The following is a 17,778-nucleotide window of genomic DNA, read 5'->3' as shown; positions in this document are numbered from 1 at the left end:
AACACGCGGCCCGCTCTTCGCTTTACCACGACTCGCCGGAGCCACCCTATTCCGCGAGTCGAAAATGCGCACACTCCCGTTGCTGGCCGCCTCGATCCTCCTCCTCGCCTCTCCGCTCGCCGCGCGTGCGCAGAGCGTGGGCGGTGGGATCGGTGTGAGCGCGCAGGTGGTGGCCGCGGAAGAGCTGAAGCTTGCATCGGCGCTGGGCGGCGGGGCCGGCATGGAGCAGGTGCGCGTGGAGCGCACGCGCGGTGGCGGCGCGAGCGTCTCGGTTCCCCTGGTCCTGACCCACCGCGCCCGCCCCGTCGTCTCCCTTCAGCAGCGCGCCGGTGACCCCACCTGCGAGCTCCTCACCGCCGCCGCCGCGCGCACGGACGCCGGCTGGGGCACCCGCCTCCGCTGCACCGCGAATCCGGATGGTGCGCCGCAATGGGCGCGCGTGCTGATCGTGCCCAACACCTGACGGCCGGGGGCGCCGACATCGGTGCCGGGGGGCGCCGGCGGCGGACACCGGTGATGGCGCCGGGGGGCGCGGGCGCCCGCAACCGGGGCGCGGGCGCCGGCAACCGGGGGAGAAATCCCCCGGCTGGAACTACGCGAGGGCGGCTGAAGCCGGCTGGAGGGACGCGGCGTGGCGGGTCCGCGCAGGCGGGCTTCGGAGCATGGGCAGGGCACGGGCAGCCACGCGGGGCTGCCCCTACGGTTACCGTGCCGGTTGCGGCTGTTGCCGAGATGCGCAAAGGAATGCGGCGCCGCGAGAAGATCGTGGCGCCGAAGCGTGTTCCGGTGCAGCGTCGGGCACGGGCGCGATGAATCGCGCCCCTACGGGGCATCTGTGCAGCGCGCAGGGTGTTCTCCCCCTCACCCGCCCTGCGCCCCCGCAGGCGGGGGAGGGGGCCGGGGGGAGCGGGCCCGCAACCGGGGGATAAAGATAAATCCTGGGATAAATCCCCCGGCTGGAACTACGCGAAGGCGGCTGAAGCCGGCTGGACGGACGCGGCGTGGCGGGTCCGCGCGGGCGGGATTCGGAGCATGGGCAGGGCACGGGCAGCCACGTGGGGCGGCCCCTACGATTACCGTGCCGGTCGCGGCTGTTGCCGAGATGTGCAAAGGAACGCGGCGCCGCGAGGAGATCGTGGCGCCGAAGCGTGTTCCGGTGCAGCGTCGGGCACGGGCGCGATGAATCGCGCCCCTACGGGGCATCTGTGCAGCGCGCAGGGTGTTCTCCCCCTCACCCGCCCTGCGCCCCCGCAGGCGGGGGAGGGGGCGGGGGGGAGGGGGCCCTCCCCCTACCGCTCCAGCATCCGCGCGATGCGCTCGGCGAGCTCGTCGGCGTCGAAGGGCTTGTGGACGACTTCGGCGCCGGGGCCGAGGGCCTCGCGGTTGAGGGCGGCGCCGCGCGTGTAGCCCGTCATGAAGAGGATGGGGAGGGCGGGGCAGACCGTGTTCAGGTGCCGCGCCAGCTCCTCGCCGCCCATGTGCGGCATCACAAGGTCGGTGAGCACCATGTCCACGCTGGCGCCGTGCTCCTCCCACAGCGCGAGGGCCTCGCGGCCGTCGCGCGCCTCCAGCACGCCGAAGCCGCGGCGGAACAGCGCCCGCGCGGTCACGCGGCGCACCGGGTCCTCGTCCTCCACCAGGAGCACCGTGCCGCGCGCGGTGGCGGGGGCGAGCTCGGGTGAGGCGTCGGTGGCGGGGCCGGTGTCGGTGACGCGCGGGAGGAGGATGTGAAAGGTGGTGCCGCGCCCCAGCTCGCTCTCGACGGTGATGTAGCCGCCGCTCTGCTTCACGATGCCGTACACCGTCGCCAGCCCCAGCCCGGCGCCCTTGCCGGGGCCGCGCGTGGTGAAGAACGGCTCGAACACCTGCTGGCGCGTCGCGTCGTCCATCCCGTGGCCGTCGTCGCTCACGCTGAGGCGCACGTACTCACCCGCGGCCATGTACGCGGGGCGCGGGTCGGATTCGGCGACGACGGCGTTGGTGGTCACCAGGCGCAGCGTGCCGCCGTGCGGCATGGCGTCGCGGGCGTTGAGGGCCAGGTTCACCAGCACCTGGTCGAGCTGCTGCGGGTCCGCGTGCACCGGCGAGATGCCAGGGTCCAGCACGGTGGCGACCTCCACCTTCTCCGGCATCAGGCGGCGCAGCATGGGGAGCGAGGCGGAGAGCGCCGCATTCAGATCCAGCACGCGGGGCACGAGGATCTGCCCGCGTCCGAAGGCCAGGAGCTGGCGCGTGAGGGCGGCGGCGCGCACGGTGGCGGACTGGATCTCGGCGACGTCCTCCACGCTGGGCGAGTCGGGCGGGATGTCCATCGACAGGAGGTCGGCGTTGCCCTTGATGGTGGTGAGGAGGTTGTTGAAGTCGTGCGCCACGCCCCCCGCCAGCCGCCCCACCGCCTCCATGCGCTGCGCCAGCCGGAGCTGCTCCTCCAGCCGCAGACGCTCGCGTATGTCGCGCGCCACGATGAGCACCGACGGCTCGCCGGCGTACTCCACGGCGCCGGCGGTGATCTCCACGTCGATGGCGGCACCGTCCGCGCCCAGGAGGCGCTCGTGGGCGGGAAGGGCGCGCTCTCCCGCGGCCGCGGCGCGGATGTACTCCGCGGCGCGCTCGCGGAGCTCGGGGTGGAAGAGATCCGCCACGGCGCGGCCCAGCAGGCCGTCCGGGCCGGGCAGCCCCAGCATGGCGGCGGCCGCGGCGTTGGCGTACGCCACCACCTCGCCGCTCTGCACCAGCACCGCCTCGCGCAGGAGCTCCAGGAGGTGGCGGCACCCTTCCTCGCGCGCGATCACCTGGCGCGCGGCCATGGCGTGCCGCAGCACGCACTCCAGCAGCTCGGGGGTGGCCGCCGCGTGCGGGAGCGACGCGGCGGCCCCGGCACGCGCGAACTCGGCGGGGTCGCCTTCCTCCTCCAGCAGGACGATGACGGGTACGGCGTGCCCCGACAGCCGCGCGACGCAGCCGAGCGCATCGCCGCCGTCGCGCAGCACCACCGCGTCGCACGTGCCCGCCAGCGCCGCCGCGACCGCTTCGTCGTGCGTGGCCACGCGCACCGCCCGCGAGTTCGGGGGCGACGGTGTCGCGCCGTCCCCTCTGTCCACTATCAAGATTCGCAGCATCCCTTCGCTCACGGCGCCCTCACGGCAAGTACGGCGCGCACGATCTCCAGCAGCTCGGCGGCGCCGAAGGGCTTGGCGAGGAAGGGATAGCTGGGCGCCAGCACGCCGTAGCGCACCGCGTCCACTTCGGGGCGGCCGGACATGAACACCACGGAGATCCCCGGCCGCTGGTCCGCGATGCGCGAGGCGAGCTGCACGCCGTTCATCCCGGGAAGCACGATGTCGGTCAGGAGGAGGTCGATGCCGCCGTCGTGCTTCCACGACACGGAGAGCGCCTCCGTGCCCGCGGTCGCCTGCAGCACCGTGTAGCCGTTCCTGCGCAGGATCTCGCTGGCGGTGCGGCGCGCGGAGGCGTCGTCGTCCACCACGAGCACGACGGGTGCGGGTTCGTTGTCAGGCATCAAAGAAACGGGAAAGGGGACGCGCGGAGCCGGTGAGCGCCCCTATGATAAGGGGGCGCGACCCATCGCGCACGATGAAAGGTGCAGAATTTGGCGCGTTCGCATACTTTGGGGAAGCGACGCAGCAAAACTCCCGCTCAACGACCCCCTCGAAGACAACCCGCATGGCACGTTCCGTACTCCTTGTAGACGACGATCCCTCGGTGCTGCGCGTGCTGCGGCGCTACTTCGAACGCAGTGGATGGGAGACCTTCCAGGCGCTCAGCGGCGAGGACGGGGTGCGCACCTACGAGGCGCAGCTTCCCGACCTGGTGCTGCTGGACGTGAACCTCCCCGGCATCAGCGGCCTGCACGTGCTGGAGGTGCTCATCTCGCGCGGCGCCACGGTGGTGATGCTCACCGGCCAGGCCGAGGTGGGCACCGCCGTGGAGGCGATGCGCGCGGGCGCGGAGGGCTTCCTCACCAAGCCCGTGGACCTGGACCACCTGGGCGCCGCCGCGGAGCGCGCGGTGGAAAAGGTGGAGCTGCGCCGGGCCAACCACACCCTGGCCGAGCGGGTGGTGGAGCAGGGGCGCGCCGGCACGCTGGGCAGCTCGCCGCGGATGCGCGAGCTGACGCGGCAGGTGGAGCTCCTCGCCTCTTCGCAGGACACCACGCTCCTGCTGCAGGGGGAGAGCGGCACCGGAAAGAGCTGGGTGGCGCAGCTCACGCACGGGCTCAGCCCGCGGGCGCGTTCGCCCTTCGTGGAGATCAACTGCGCCGGGCTCTCCGCCACCTTTCTGGACTCCGAGCTGTTCGGCCACGAAAAGGGCGCCTTCACCGACGCCCGCGAGATGAAGCGCGGCCTCTTCGAGGTGGCGGACCGCGGCACGCTCTTCCTGGACGAGATCGGCGACCTGTCGTCCGACCTGCAGCCCAAGCTGCTGCGCGTGCTGGAGACGCGCACCTTCCGGCGCCTCGGCGGGACCCGGGAGATCCAGGTGGACGTGCGCCTCATCGCGGCCACCAACAAGGATCTTGCGGCCGAGGTGCGTGCGGGACGTTTCCGCGAAGACCTCTTCTACCGGCTATCGGTCTTTCCGCTCACCATACCGCCGCTGCGCGAGAGGTCGCGCGAGGACGTGCTGGAGCTGGTGCTGGAGGCACTGCGGCAGCTGCACCTGCGCCACCCCGCATCGCCGGACCGGCTGAGCGACCGCGCGCTGGACCTGCTGCTGGGCTACGCCTGGCCGGGCAACGTCCGCGAGCTGCGGAACGTGCTGGAGCGCGCCCTCGTCCTCTCGCCGGGCGACGACGCCATCGGCCCGGAGCACCTGCCGGAGGCGCTGCGTGCCCCCGGCGCTCCGCGCGCGGCGCGGCTGGACAGCACCGTGCTCACGCTGGAAGAGGTGGAGCGGCAGCACATCGAGCGCACGCTCTACCTGTCCGAGGGGAACCGCACGCTGGCGGCGCAGCGGCTCGCCATCTCCCGCGCGACGCTGCACGCCAAGATCAAGCAGTACGGGCTGGAGCGGGTGGGGCGCGACGAGGAGGCTAGCGCGTGATCCTCAGCAGCATCTCCACCACGGCGGGGTGGAAGCGCGTGCCGCTCCCCGCCTCCAGGGTGCGCGCGCAGTAGTCGTGGTCCATCGCGCCGCGGTAGGCGCGCGGCGAGGTCATGGCGTCGTACGCGTCGGCCACGTGCAGGATGCCGGCGAGCAGGAACTCGGCGGAGTCGGAGTCCAGCGCGGGGTGCAGCGCGTCGTAGGCGTCGGTGTGGTGCTCGATGAGGCGCGCCGCTCCCCGCAGCGACGCCACCCCCTCCACGATGCGGGCGCCGGCGCGGGCGTGGGCGCGGATCTGCTCCAGCTCGTCTTCGCTCAGCGGCCCGGTCTTGTGCAGCAGCTCCAGCGGCACCACCACCTTGCCGATCTCGTGCAGCAGCGAGGCGAACTCCAGCAGCTCCACGTCCGCGGGCGCGACCCCCATCGCCTCGGCCACGCGGCGGGCGAGGGCGGCCACGCGCACCGAGTGCCCGTGCATGTACGGGTCGCGCGCGGCGATGGTTCCCGCCAGCGCCGTCACCACGTCGCGGCGCAGCTCGCGCATCCCGTGGCGCATCTCCTCCATCTCGCGGCACACCTGCCCGCGCAGCGCAACCACCTCCTCCGCGATCCTCCCCACCGCCGCCTCGATCGCCCACTGCACCTCGCCGTCGCGGAAGGGGCGGCGGAGGGGGATGGTGCTGTCGGCGTGCGGTGCCTCGGCCCCTTCGTCCACGATCACCAGGTGCGCGCCGGCGCGGTTGATGTGGCGGAAGCGGCTCAGGTACTCCGCGCTCTCGTGCGCCGTGGACGAGCCCAGGTCGGAGATGATCAGGTCGGGCACCAGCCCCTGCTCCAGCGAGCGCAGCGCCTCGCGCGCGTCGGGCACGGTGAGCGCCAGGTGGCTCCCGCGGCGCACGATGGGCTCCAGCTCGGCGACCACCTGCTTGCGGTCGCTCACGATCATGATCCTGCCGTTGAGCATCATTCGGATTGCTCCCATCGAAGCGGTGCTCTCATCTATCCGCCAGGGGGTGAGGCGGGCGGGCCGGGCCGGCGCGTGCCCCCTCCCCTTAGCGAGAGGCGCGCCATTGGGGCTATTCCTGCAAGTGGTTGGAACGTGAGGAGTTACGAGGGAGCGCAGGGAGGGGCGGGAGTGTCCAGAAGTCGCACGTCCGCGCGGGCGCCGCATCGCCAATCGTTTGCGTGGCAACGGGTTGGACCGCGCTGTATCGATTCTGGACGGCTGCGCCCGCAATATGGGCGCATCAGGTGTGTTCATCTTGTGCGTTACATGCCCGTGACACAAAGTACAGCACAGTGGCGCGCTCCCCGCGCGCCATCCCGTACACATCCCCCTTCCGTCTCCACCCGCGCGAAGCGGCGCGTCCCTCGCTCCTGATCCAGATTTCCTCCCAGGTCAAACCGGCGACCGTCCTGCTCGTCGAAGACGACGACGCGACGGCCTACTGGGTCCGACGCATCCTGGCGCACCACGGCACTCACGATGGCGGAGCCCCGCAAGTGCTGCGCGCGAAGTCGCTGGCCGAAGCGCTCCGCGAGCTGCGCCGGGCCGACTGCGTCCTGGTGGACCTGACGCTCCCGGACTCGCAGGGGATCGAGACGTTTCTGGCGCTCCACCAGGCCGCGCCCAGCGTCCCGGTGGTCGTCCTCACCTCGCTGCGCGACGAGGAGCTGGGGGCGGAGGCGGTGCGGCTGGGGGCGCAGGACTTCCTATCCAAGGACTCGGCTCCGGAGCAGATCTCGCGCGCCCTGCGCTTCGCCGTGCTGCGCGGACGCTGGCAGGGGGCGGTGGACGAGGCGGCGCGGCTGGAGGCGGTGCTGGACAGCATCTCCGACGCGTACCTGGCGGTGGACGGCGGCGGTCGGCTGACCTACGCCAACCGCGCGGCGGAGCGGCTCTTCGGCGTGGCGCGCGACGATGCGGTGGGTCACTCGCTGGCGGAGGGGATCCCCGCGCTGGCCGGCACGCGCACCCTGGACGCGCTCCTGCGCCACGTGGAGGAGCCCGCGCCCTCCGCGCTGGAGGAGTGCCTTCCCGGCATCGGCCGCTGGGTGGAGGTGAGGCTCTTCCCTTCGCCCACGGGGACCACGGCGTACCTGCGCGACACCACGGAGCGGCGGCGGACGGCGGAGGCGCTCCAGGAGGCGCAGCGCTTCACCGCGGGGCTCCTCAGCAACCTTCCCGGGATGGCGTACCGCTGCGCCAACGATCCCGATTGGACGATGGAGTTCGCCAGCGAGGGCGCCAAGGAGCTGACCGGCTACGCGCCCGAAGCGCTGGTGGGCCCCGGGGCCGTGTCGTACGGCGACCTCATCCACCCCACCGACCGGGATTGGGTGTGGCGAGAGGTACAGGCCGCCGTCCAGCAGGGGCGCCACTTCGAGCTGAGCTACCGCATCATCGCGGCCGGCGGGGGCGAGAAGTGGGTGTGGGAGCAGGGGCGCGGCGTGCTGGACGCGGACGGGAAGATGCAGGCCGTGGAGGGGTTCATCACCGACACCACGCGGCAGAAGGCGCTGGAGGAGCAGCTTCGCCAGGCGCAGAAGATGGACGCGGTGGGGCGGCTGGCGGGCGGGATCGCGCACGACTTCAACAACCTGCTCACCGCCATCAAGGGCACGGCCGCCCTCATGCTCCTCGACCTCGCCCCCGGCGACCCGCTGCGCGAGGACGCGGAGTCGATCGCCGAGGTGGTGGACCGGGCGGCGGGGCTGGCGCGGCAGCTCCTCGCCTTCGGCCGCGGCCACGTGGTGCGCCGCGAGACGGTGGACCTCAACGGCGTCGTGCGGGAGACGGGGAAGATGCTCCGCCGCCTGATCCCCAGCGGCATCGAGCTCACCACCGTCCTCGCCGATGAGCTCGCCCCCGTGAACGCGGACGGCGGACAGCTGGAGCAGGTGCTGGTGAACCTCGTCCTCAACGCCCGCGACGCCATGCCCGACGGCGGCTCGGTGATCGTGGAGACGATGCACGTGGAGGTGGACGCCTGGCCGCGCGGGTGGGCCACCGGGCTGGCGCCGGGCGCGTACGTGATGCTCGTGGTGCACGACACCGGCACCGGCATCGACGCGCAGACGCAGGAGCGCATCTTCGACCCGTTCTTCACCACCAAGGAGGTGGGGCAGGGGACGGGGCTGGGGCTCTCCATCGTGTACGGGATCGTGCAGCAGAGCGGCGGCGCGCTGCGCGTCTTCAGCCGCCCCGGCGTGGGGACGACTTTCCGCGTGATCTTTCCGCGCGCCGGTGCGCCCCACCGCCCGCGCACCCCGGAGCCGCCGCCTACCGTCCCGGGATCGTGGAGTGGCACGGTGCTCCTGGTGGACGACGAGCCCGCCGTTCGCCGCACCACCCGCCGCCTGCTGGAGCGCGCGGGCTTCACCGTGCTGGAAGCCGCCAACGGCGAGGAAGCGCTCCGCACCGCCCGCGCGCACGCCGGCCCGCTGTCGCTGGTGGTCACGGACGTGGTGATGCCGCAGATGGGCGGCCCCGTCCTCGCCGCGCAGCTCGCCCGCGAGCGGCCGGACACCCCGGTCCTCTACGTCTCCGGCTACTCGCGCGAGAACGCCTTCCCCGGCGGCAGCGCCGCCGCGCAAGGCCGCTTCCTCCACAAACCGTTTACGGTGGAGGGGCTGATGGAGGCGGTGGAGGGGTTGTTGGGGGGCCCTGGCGAGTAAACTCGCGGCAACAACGGCACAAAGTCCGCCTGCGCGGACTCCCGGGCGAGATCCCGGCGCGTGGTGGATGGCGGCGCCGCGCAGGCGCCCGAACCAGGCGAATGAATTCGCGGCTGGAAGAACGCGAAGTCCGCCTTCGCGGACTCGGGCGCGAATGCCGGTTTCACGAGCCCACTTCAGTGGGCTTCGCGTGGTTCCAGCCGGGGGATTCATCCCCCGGTTTTCACGTTTGATCCACCGCCGGCCACCGCGGGCCCACCGTCCCCCCTCCCCCGCCTGCGGGGGCGCAGGGCGGGTGAGGGGGAGAACTTCGCGCGCGGCCGCGGATGTCCCGTAGGGGCGCGATTCATCGCGCCCGTGCCCGCCGCCGCTCCGCCGCCCGCCCCGCGCACCCATCTTCGTAGGGGCAGACCTGCGTGTCTGCCCTCCCTTGCCGCCGCGCCGGGGCCCGCGCCCGGCCGCGATCAACCGCCGCCGCGGGGCTGGGCGGATCGGGGGCCCATGCGCAGGTGCACCTCGCGCGGGACGCGGAAATCGCGCAGGACGCCGTCCATGCCGCGGAGGCCGCACGCCTCGCGCTGTACCACGTAGTACCAAAGCGCCTCGCCCGCCGCCGACACCAGCGCGGCTCGCTCCTCGGGGGCGCTCTCCGGCGCGGCGTCGTGCTCCTCCAGGCGCGCGATGGCGTCCATGAGGCGCGTGGCGACGCGCGCGAGCGCCGCCGCCTTTTCCTGCGCGATCTCCGCCTGCACGCTCTCCACGTTTCGCTCGGAGATGCGCGCCAGGGGTCCCTTGGGTGCCCTCATCCTTTTCCTTCGTGAAGCAGCGTGGCGCGGAAGCGGGTGAGCGGCTCTCGCAGTTGCGCGGGCATTTGCGTTCCCGTGCGGGCGCCTGAGAGTACCTCGCTGAACTCATCCCAGGCACCCTGCATGCCCGGCAAGCGCGGTGCGCGGCGGATCTCCTCGTGCGTCAGGTCGGCGCCGATCTCCACCATCGCGAAGAGATCGCCGTCAAGCATCGCCTCCCCGGATCCGATCCACCGCTCCACGTAATTCTCCAGCTGATCCGCAAGCCAGCGCAGGCGGGAGAGCCCGTGGTCCGGCTGTTCGGCGAGGTGGCCGCGGAGGAGGGCTTCCAGCTCGCGGCGGCGGCCCGGGTCCATCAGCGGAAGGCGACGCGCACGGCGTCGATGACGGACTGCGGTGCCGGCACCTGGTTGCCGTAAAAGGTGCGCGAGTTCAGCGCCATCACCACGCCACCGGCTTTGCGGATGGTGCCCACCCAGGCACCCTCAGGCAGCGTGCCGAGCGCCCGCCGCACGAACTCCGCGTGCGACAGGGTGATGTCGGCGCTCTCCACCAGGAGCCGCCCGTCGCGCACGACTGCCAAGCGCGTGTCGCCCTCGCGCAGGAGCATCGCGGATCCTGGTTGGGCTCGCCGGAACCAGCCCGCGCATCTTCGCGCCGCCTCACGCACGGCGCCCGAGGCGGTGGCCAGCATCATCCTGCCGGTCGATGGCTTCATGTCGGTACCGCTGGGCGAGAGGAGTGTGTGCTCCGCATCTACGGGGAGACGTGCAGAGCGGGTGCCAGCCATGGCGCGGCGTGATGTGTTCGTGTATCCTCGTATACCCAACCGACGTGTCTCGAAGCGGCTCCGCATTACCCCCTCAGCGAAATCCATGCAGATCCCCGCCACCCCTTTTGGCCAAACCGGCCGCACCCTGCAGGACGCAGCCTATAGGGCGGCCGACCGCCTCTTCTTCTGGCTCCTGGCCGCGCACCTGCCGCTGGTGTACGCGCTGGCGCCGCTGCACGGCACGTGGGGCGTGGCGCTGGGGATCGGCACGCCCATCGTGGCGGTGGCCTGCCTCGCCACCTGGCTGCAGCCGGGCAGGTTCGTCTCGCGCGCGCTGGTGGCGGTGGCGCTGATGCTGCTCTCCGGCGTGCTGATCCACCAGACGGCGGGGATGATCGAGACGCACTTCCACATCTTCGCGTCGCTCGCCTTCCTCCTCCTGTACCGCGACTGGCGCGTGCCGCTGATCGGGGCGGCGGTGGTGGCGGTTCACCACTTCGGCATCGACGTGCTGCAGCGCTCCGGGCTCCCCGTGCACGTCTTCAACCACACCGGCGGCATCGAGGTGGTGGCCGTGCACGCGGCCTGGGTGGTGTTCGAGACGGCGATCCTGGTCTACATGTCGATCATCCTGGCCGCGGAGACGCGCCAGGCCGCCGCGCTGATGGCCATGGCCGAGCGCATGGGCGAGGGCGACCTCGCCGCGCGGGCGGAGGGAGGGAAGGGCGCGATGGGCGACGCCGTGGCCGCGCTCAACCAGGGCGCCGGGCGCCTTTCGGACTCCATATCCACCGTGCGGGCGCGGGCGCGGGAGGTGAGCGGCGTGGCGGGGCAGCTCAGCACCGCCGCCCACCACACCACGCAGGCCACCGGCGGAGTGGCCGGGGCGCTCGCGCAGGTGGCGAGCGGGGCGCAGCAGCAGGTGCGCGACACCGAGGCGGTGGCGGTCGCGCTGGACGTGCTGGGCGGCTCCATCGACGGGGTGACGGCGCAGGTGGCGGAGGCCTCGGCCAAGTCCGCCCACGCCATGGCGGTGGCGCAGAGCGCATCCGCCGTGGTGACGCAGGCGATGGAGAGCATGGAGCAGATCCGCGCATCGGTGCTGGAAGCGGCGGAGCAGATCGCCGAGGTGCGCGGCTACGGCGAGCGGATCGGGCGCATCACCGCCGTGATCACCGCGATGGCGGAGCAGACCAACCTGCTGGCGCTGAACGCCGCCATCGAGGCCGCGCGCGCCGGCGAGAACGGGCGCGGGTTCGCCGTGGTGGCGGACGAGGTGAGGAAGCTGGCCACGCAGAGCGGCGCGAGCGCCCAGGAGGCCGCGCAGCTCGTGGACGGCGCGCAGAGGGTCACCGCGCGCACGGTGGCCACGGTGGAGCGCGGCGCCACCCAGGCGCGCGAGGGCGCCGCGCGCGCAGCCGACGCGGGGAGCGCGCTGGGCGAGATCCTGGACGTGGTCAAGAGCACGGCGCACGACCTGGGCTCCATCAGCGAACAGGCGCGCGACATCTCCGACGCGAGCCGCGCCGCCCTGGTGGCGGCCGGCCTCAGCGACCGCGCCGCCTTCATGGGCGCATCGCAGGCCAACGCCGCCGCCGCCGGGCACGCCGCCAGCGCCGTGGAGCAGATCAACGCCTCCATGAAGCAGGTGGGAAGCTACGCGGAGGAGCTGGCGGAGATCGCCAGGGGTCTCGATCGCGAGTTCTCGCGCTTCCAGACCGCCGGCGCTCCCGTCGCCCAGCCGCACGCCGCCGAGCTCGCCGCGGCCTGAACGGCGGCTCACGAGGAGGCGCGGAGGCACGGAGACGAAGGCGTCTCTGTGCCTCCGCGTCTTCGCGTGATAAGATTGCACGCGGAGCCGCAATCAACCCAATCTCTACCGTGCGATCACCTATGAAACGACTCTTCGCGACCGCGCTCGCCCTGGCGGGTGCGCTCCTTTCCGCGACTCCCGCCCGCGCGTGGGACGAGGTGGGGCACAAGGTGGTGGCGCGCATCGCGTGGGACCACATGACGCCGCGGGCGCGCGAGCAGGCGGTGGCGCTGCTGATGGCCGCGCCCGAGGACGCGGGGATCCGCGCGCTGATGCCCGGCGATGACCGCCCGCTGGCCGACCGGCAGCGCGACCTCTTCGTGAACACCAGCGTGTGGGCGGACCTCATCCGCACCCGCACGCACCCGGGGAGCCGCTACGCGCACAGCGACTGGCACTACGTCAACTTCTTCTGGGAACAGCGCACGCCGGGCGGGCGCATCATCGACCGGCCGGACGTGCCGCGCGCGGGCGAGCTGCTGAACCGGATGGCCGTCTACGGCACCTCGCTGGGGAACGCGTCGCTCCCGCAGGCGGAGCGCGCGGTGGACCTGGCGTGGACGCTGCACCTGGTGGGCGACGGGCACCAGCCGATGCACAACAGCGCCCGCATCACTCCGCAGGACACCGCCGGCGACCGCGGCGCCAACTCGTTCACGCTCGCGGGGCTCTACCCGTTCAACAACCTGCACGCTTTTTGGGACAGCCTGGTCGGCTTTTCCGTGCCGTGGAGCGTGGCGGATCGCACCGAAGAGGACTACGTGGGAAGCGTCGCCCGCCGCATCGCCGCGGACTACCCGCAGCGGACCCTCGCGGGGAAGCTGCGCCCGGGTGCCTTCGAGGAGTGGTCGCGCGAGGGAATGCGCATCGCGCAGCGCGTCGGGTACCCGGTGTGGCTGGTAAGGGGCGAGCGCGCGCCGATGCGCTACCGCTTCGTCGCGTGGGATGCCGCCGAGCCGCGGGTGGCGATCGCCGGCTACCGGCTGGCCGACCTGCTGAACCGGACGCTGGGCAGCTGAAGCCGTTGCGGTTTCGTCACCCCGCCGCGGCGGACGGCCTTTGGGCTCGCACCCTGGCTCTTCGCCCGGACGAGCCCGATTCCGTTTTCCCCTGTGCAGCACGTGGATGACGTCGTCGCCGCGCGCGTGCGGCGGGAATACGCGGAGGCGGCGGCGCGCTACGACCGGCGCTGGGCCGCGTATCTGCGCGCGAGCATGGAGTTGGTGCGGCCGTGGCTCGCGGAGATGCCGGCCGGGGCGTTGCTCGACGTGGGATGCGGGACGGCGCTGCTGCTCGACGCCCTGCGCGGATGGGGGGTGACGCCCGAGCGGTACGTGGGCGCGGACCCATCGCCCGAGATGCTGCGGGTGGCGGCGGGGAGGATCGGGGACGGCGCGCGCGCGGCGCTGGTGTGTGCGCCGGCGGAGGCACTTCCGTTCGAAGACGGCGCGTTCGACACGGTGGCATCGGTGTCGTCGCTCCACTACTGGACGAACGCGGAGGCCGGGCTGCGGGAGATGCGGCGCGTGCTGAGGCCGGGGGGGCGCGTCATCGTGGCGGACTGGGCGCGCGACTTCGCCACGATGCGGCTGATGGATGCGGTGACGCGGCTGAAGGGGCACGCCATCGTCCGCACCTACGCGGAGCGCGAGATCGGGGCGATGCTGGAGGAGGCGGGGCTGCGGGTGGTGCGCTCGCGGAGAAAAAAGATTGGGCCGCTGTGGGGTCTCTGGGTGGCGGAGGCCAATAAGGTTGATATCAACAGCTTGGGGTGATTAGATTTGGCGGCGAATCCCACGCCGCCTCTCCGCCGTACCTCCCGCCTCCGTTCCGCCCCCGCATCAGCGACCACGATGTCCAGCAACAGCGACGCACGCCACATCATCCGCCCGGAGCACTTCGCCCTGGCGCCGCAGCTCCTGGGGATGGAGCTCGCGCGGCCGGCGCGGCGCCTGGCGGCCATCCTGCTCGACCTCGCCCTCGTCACCGTCCTCGTGCAGTCGGCCGGACCCTGGCTATTCGCGATGGCCGCGGCGTACGCTTTCTTCCGCTTCGCGTCGCGCCCCGTGGCGAAGAGCTCCACGCGGTTCGCGGTGAGGGCGGCGGGCGCGCTGATCCTGTTCCTGGTGGTGAAGCGCGGAGTCAACGCGGCGCAGGAATACGGGAGCAGCAAGATGCGCTCTGCGCAGGCGCCCCGGATGGCCGCGGCGTCGGCGGCGGGGGGCGGGCCGAAGGCGCCAGCCACCAAAGCGGAGCCGGGGCTGGGCACCGCCCTTCGCGTGACCGCCGGGTACGTGGCGCTGAACAACGCCAGGAACGCCGAGGAAGCGCGCACCATCGCCCAGAACCTGGTCGTGGGATACCGCGAGGCGGGGATGGACGACGACGCCATCCGCGAAGCGCTCGCGGAGCTGGGGGAGCACTCGGAGAAGCCGTGGATGGAGGAGGCGCTGGAGGGTCTCGTCGCGCCCCCGAAGGCGGCGCCCGCGCCGCTGCCGCCGGAGACGCTGGCGGTGCGCTACGCCGCCGCCGTCACCGCGGGCGACTCGGCCACGGCGGACTCGCTGCGCCCGCGCGTGGGCGTGGCGCTGGCGGGCGACACCCTCACCGCGCTGGACGCGAAGCTCAAGGAAGCGCGCGCGGAAAACGCGAGGATGGAGCAGCGCGCGAAGCGGGCGGAGGAGCAGCGCGACGAGAAGAAGGGGCTGCTGGCGAGCCTCAAGGACCTGCTGGACGACCTGGGGCTGGGCTTCGGCTGGACCGGCCTCTACTTCACCGCGTTCACCGCGCTCTGGCGGGGGCAGACGCCGGGGAAGCGGCTCCTGGGGGTCCGGGTCCTGCGTCTGGACGGCAAGCCGCTGACCATGTGGGGCTCGTTCGAGCGATTCGGCGGCTACGCGGCGGGGCTGGTGACCGGGCTCCTGGGCTTCGCGCAGGTGTTCTGGGACCGGAACCGCCAGGCCATCCACGACAAGATCTCCGAGACGGTCGTCGTACGTGAAAGGAATCCCGTTCCCGAAGCAGCGCCGCCGCCTTCATCCCCGCGCCCCGGGCAGCTCCCGGCGCGCCCCACCCCCGCGCCGGCGCCTCCCGCCGCCTGACCCGCGGGGTGCCTCGTGAGCTCGCCCGAGCCGCGCGGCACCCCCGCCTGGGTCGCCGCGCTCGCCGTGGTGGGCGGCGCCGCCACCGCCACGGGCGTCACCAAGCTCTTCGCCGCGTGGGGCCGCCGCCCCACCGCATTCCAGATCACCGAGACGCCGGAAGTCGGCTCCGAAGACTTCCTCCTGGGCCTCTCGGGCACCATGAACGCGCCGCTCCAGGCGGGCGGCACGGCGCGCCTGCTGAACAACGGCGTGGAGATCTTTCCGGCGATGCTGGAGGCGATCCGCGGCGCGCGGCGCAGCATCAACTTCATGTGCTACATCTGGGAGCCGGGGCGCGTGTCGGACCGCATGTTCGATGCGCTGATCGAGCGGCAGCGCGCGGGCGTAAAGGTGCGGCTGATGCTGGACGCGTTCGGCGCCGTCGACGTGCCGCGCGACCGCATCGAGGAGCTGGAGGAGGCGGGCGGGAGCTTCCGGTGGTTCCACTCGATCGAGTTCGGCAAGCTGACCTCCTTCTACAAGCGCAACCACCGCCGCGCCATCATCGTGGACGGACGCATCGGCTTCACCGGCGGCGCCGCGGTGGCGGACAAGTGGCTGGGCGACGCCGAGGACGAGGAGCACTGGCGCGACGTGATGGTGGAGGTGCGCGGCTGCCTCGCCAACAACCTCCAGTCCGCCTTCACCCAGCTCTGGGCCGACTCCTGCGGCGAGATCCTGCTGGGCGACGACTACTATCCCCGCGACGTCGATCCCGAGCCGGGCGAGGGGGAGGAGCTGTCGCGCCACATCAACGTCATCTCCTCGCCGGCCGAGGCGTCGCACCCGCTGCGCCTCCTGTTCAGCATCACCTTCGCCTGCGCCCGGCGGAGGATCTGGATCACCTCCCCCTACTTCGCCCCCGACCCGCCGACGCGCCGCATCCTGTGCGACCGCGCCCGCGCCGGCGTCGACGTGCGCCTCCTCCTCCCCAGCCGCCTGACGGACGCGCCCGTCGTGCGCTGGGCCGGGCACGCCTACTACCGCGAGATGCTGGAGGCGGGGGTGCGCATCTTCGAGTTCCAGCGCACCATGATCCACTCCAAGACGCTCGTGGTGGACGGAAAGTGGTCGATCGTGGGCTCCGCGAACATGGACATCCGCTCCAAGGAGCTGAACCAGGAGAGCGTGATCGGCATCCTGGATCCCGAGTTCGGCGCACAGCTCGAGGCCTCCTACGAGGACGACCTCCGCGGCGCCCGCGAGATCACCCGCGAGTACTGGCGCAACCGCGGTCCGTTTCCGAAGCTCCGCGAGCGGTTCTGGGAGACGTTCGCGGAGCAGATGTAAGGGGGGGTGGTGCCAGGGTGGTGCCCCCGGCGGTTGAAACCGCTGCAACAACCGCGGGAAACCTGCCTTCGCAGGTTTCGGGGCGGACGTGAACGGGATCTGCGCCCAACGCGCCGGCGTCGAATCGCCGGGGGATGAATCCCCCGGCTGGAACGACGCGAAGACCGCTGAAGCGGTCTCGTGCGGCGAGGCGGGGTGCGGTGTGGGCCCGTGACACGGGCGCGATGAATCGCGCCCCTACGGGATCTCGCAACGCACACGTTGTTCTCCCCCTCCCCCGCCCTGCGCCCCCGCAGGCGGGGGAGGGGGGAGGGGGGCGGGGGGAGGGGGCCCTGACGCCCGCCGGGCACGACCTTTGACAGAGCCGTGCCGCGTCCGTTTTCCCGATACCGCACCTCAGGAGCCCTGATGGATACCTACGCACTCCCCGACGCCCCGGCGCAAACCGCGGTGGCCGCGCACGACGACGGCACGTGGCCCGTCACCGAGGACGTCGCCGCGCTGCGGACCGCGATCGCCAACCTCTTCTTCTACGGCCCTCCCGGCGCCGGCGACCGCAAGTGGGTGCTGATCGATGCGGGGATTCCCGGCTCCGCGGCGTGGATCGAGTCCGCGGCCAGGCTCCGGTTTGGGAGGCGGTCGCGGCCGGCGTGCGTCATCCTCACGCACGGCCACTTCGACCACGTGGGGGCGCTGCACACCCTCGCCGACCATTGGGACGTGCCGATCTACGCGCACCCGCTGGAGCTTCCGTACCTCGACGGCCGCGAGGCGTATCCGCCCCCCGATCCCACCGTCGGCGGCGGGGCGATGGCGCGTATGTCGCCGCTGTACCCGCGCGGCCCGTACGACTTCTCGCGCCGGCTGCGGCCGCTGCCGGCGGACGGCTCGGTCCCGGGGATGCCGGGGTGGCGGTGGATCCTGTCCCCGGGCCACTCGCCGGGCCACGTGGCGCTCTTTCGCGACTCGGATCGCACGCTGCTGGCCGGCGACGCGTTCGTCACCACGAAGCAGGAGTCGATGACGGCCGTGCTCCAGTGGCGCGCCGAGGTGAACGGGCCGCCCGCGTACTTCACGCAGGACTGGGTCGCCGCGCGCCGCTCGGTGGAGGTGCTCGCCGCGCTGGAGCCGGATGCGGTGGGCACCGGCCACGGGCCGCCCCTCCACGGCGACGAGATGCGCCACGCGCTGCGTACGCTCGCGCGCGACTTC

At 72.5% G+C, this 17,778-nt stretch carries 15 protein-coding genes; 9 read left to right on the top strand and 6 right to left on the bottom strand.

The window, feature by feature from the left end; all coding sequences use genetic code 11:
- Positions 1-64 precede the first annotated feature (64 nt).
- Positions 65-463 (top strand): hypothetical protein, encoded by a 399-nt coding sequence (locus tag VF647_25430; GenBank protein ID HEX8455447.1) that lies wholly within the window; start codon positions 65-67, stop codon positions 461-463.
- Between the two features lie 826 nt (positions 464-1,289).
- On the opposite strand, the gene VF647_25425 is transcribed toward VF647_25430, so the two are convergent.
- Both VF647_25425 and VF647_25420 read right to left on the bottom strand, forming a co-directional pair.
- A complete protein-coding gene (locus VF647_25425; protein ID HEX8455446.1) occupies positions 1,290-3,047 on the bottom strand; it encodes an ATP-binding protein in 1,758 nt (585 codons plus the stop codon).
- Positions 3,048-3,127: 80 nt separating this feature from the next.
- The gene (locus VF647_25420) at positions 3,128-3,520 is read right to left on the bottom strand and encodes a response regulator (GenBank protein ID HEX8455445.1); all 393 of its coding nucleotides are present in this window, start codon (positions 3,518-3,520) and stop codon (positions 3,128-3,130) included.
- Positions 3,521-3,684: 164 nt separating this feature from the next.
- Between VF647_25420 and VF647_25415 the strand changes: the two genes are divergently transcribed.
- Positions 3,685-5,064: a sigma-54 dependent transcriptional regulator gene (locus VF647_25415; protein ID HEX8455444.1), complete on the top strand. Its 1,380-nt coding sequence runs from the start codon at positions 3,685-3,687 to the stop codon at positions 5,062-5,064.
- On the opposite strand, the gene VF647_25410 is transcribed toward VF647_25415, so the two are convergent.
- Positions 5,054-6,046, bottom strand: coding sequence for an HD domain-containing phosphohydrolase (locus VF647_25410; GenBank protein HEX8455443.1), 993 nt, complete (start codon positions 6,044-6,046; stop codon positions 5,054-5,056). The two genes, VF647_25415 and VF647_25410, sit on opposite strands and share 11 nt — an antisense overlap.
- Before the next feature lie 317 nt (positions 6,047-6,363).
- Between VF647_25410 and VF647_25405 the strand changes: the two genes are divergently transcribed.
- Positions 6,364-8,742, top strand: coding sequence for a response regulator (locus VF647_25405; protein HEX8455442.1), 2,379 nt, complete (start codon positions 6,364-6,366; stop codon positions 8,740-8,742).
- Between the two features lie 464 nt (positions 8,743-9,206).
- Here VF647_25405 and VF647_25400 read toward each other — a convergent pair whose 3' ends face one another.
- The 3 genes from VF647_25400 to VF647_25390 are packed head-to-tail and all read right to left on the bottom strand — an operon-like array spanning position 9,207 to position 10,266.
- Complete coding sequence (locus VF647_25400; GenBank protein ID HEX8455441.1) at positions 9,207-9,548, bottom strand: DUF6665 family protein; 342 nt, start codon at positions 9,546-9,548, stop codon at positions 9,207-9,209.
- Positions 9,545-9,904, bottom strand: a complete 360-nt coding sequence (locus VF647_25395) for a hypothetical protein (GenBank protein HEX8455440.1) — start codon at positions 9,902-9,904, stop codon at positions 9,545-9,547. The genes VF647_25400 and VF647_25395 overlap by 4 nt, the downstream gene beginning before the upstream one ends.
- Positions 9,904-10,266, bottom strand: a complete 363-nt coding sequence (locus VF647_25390) for a hypothetical protein (GenBank protein HEX8455439.1) — start codon at positions 10,264-10,266, stop codon at positions 9,904-9,906. The genes VF647_25395 and VF647_25390 overlap by 1 nt, the downstream gene beginning before the upstream one ends.
- 157 nt (positions 10,267-10,423) lie before the next feature.
- Between VF647_25390 and VF647_25385 the strand changes: the two genes are divergently transcribed.
- The 6 genes from VF647_25385 to VF647_25360 all read left to right on the top strand — a co-directional run.
- A complete protein-coding gene (locus tag VF647_25385) occupies positions 10,424-12,091 on the top strand; it encodes a methyl-accepting chemotaxis protein (protein ID HEX8455438.1) in 1,668 nt (555 codons plus the stop codon).
- Positions 12,092-12,213: 122 nt separating this feature from the next.
- Positions 12,214-13,152 (top strand): S1/P1 nuclease, encoded by a 939-nt coding sequence (locus VF647_25380; GenBank protein ID HEX8455437.1) that lies wholly within the window; start codon positions 12,214-12,216, stop codon positions 13,150-13,152.
- A 93-nt stretch (positions 13,153-13,245) separates the two neighbouring features.
- Positions 13,246-13,908, top strand: coding sequence for a class I SAM-dependent methyltransferase (locus VF647_25375; protein ID HEX8455436.1), 663 nt, complete (start codon positions 13,246-13,248; stop codon positions 13,906-13,908).
- Between the two features lie 78 nt (positions 13,909-13,986).
- Complete coding sequence (locus tag VF647_25370) at positions 13,987-15,234, top strand: RDD family protein (protein HEX8455435.1); 1,248 nt, start codon at positions 13,987-13,989, stop codon at positions 15,232-15,234.
- 15 nt (positions 15,235-15,249) lie between these two features.
- Positions 15,250-16,566: a phospholipase D-like domain-containing protein gene (locus tag VF647_25365; protein ID HEX8455434.1), complete on the top strand. Its 1,317-nt coding sequence runs from the start codon at positions 15,250-15,252 to the stop codon at positions 16,564-16,566.
- A gap of 408 nt (positions 16,567-16,974) precedes the next feature.
- Positions 16,975-17,778 (top strand): MBL fold metallo-hydrolase (locus VF647_25360; GenBank protein HEX8455433.1); only part of this gene is annotated, 804 nt, incomplete at its 3' end.

The organism is Longimicrobium sp. (genome assembly GCA_036387335.1).
Lineage (GTDB): Bacteria > Gemmatimonadota > Gemmatimonadetes > Longimicrobiales > Longimicrobiaceae > Longimicrobium.
This window is presented reverse-complemented; position numbering and strand designations above follow the sequence as displayed.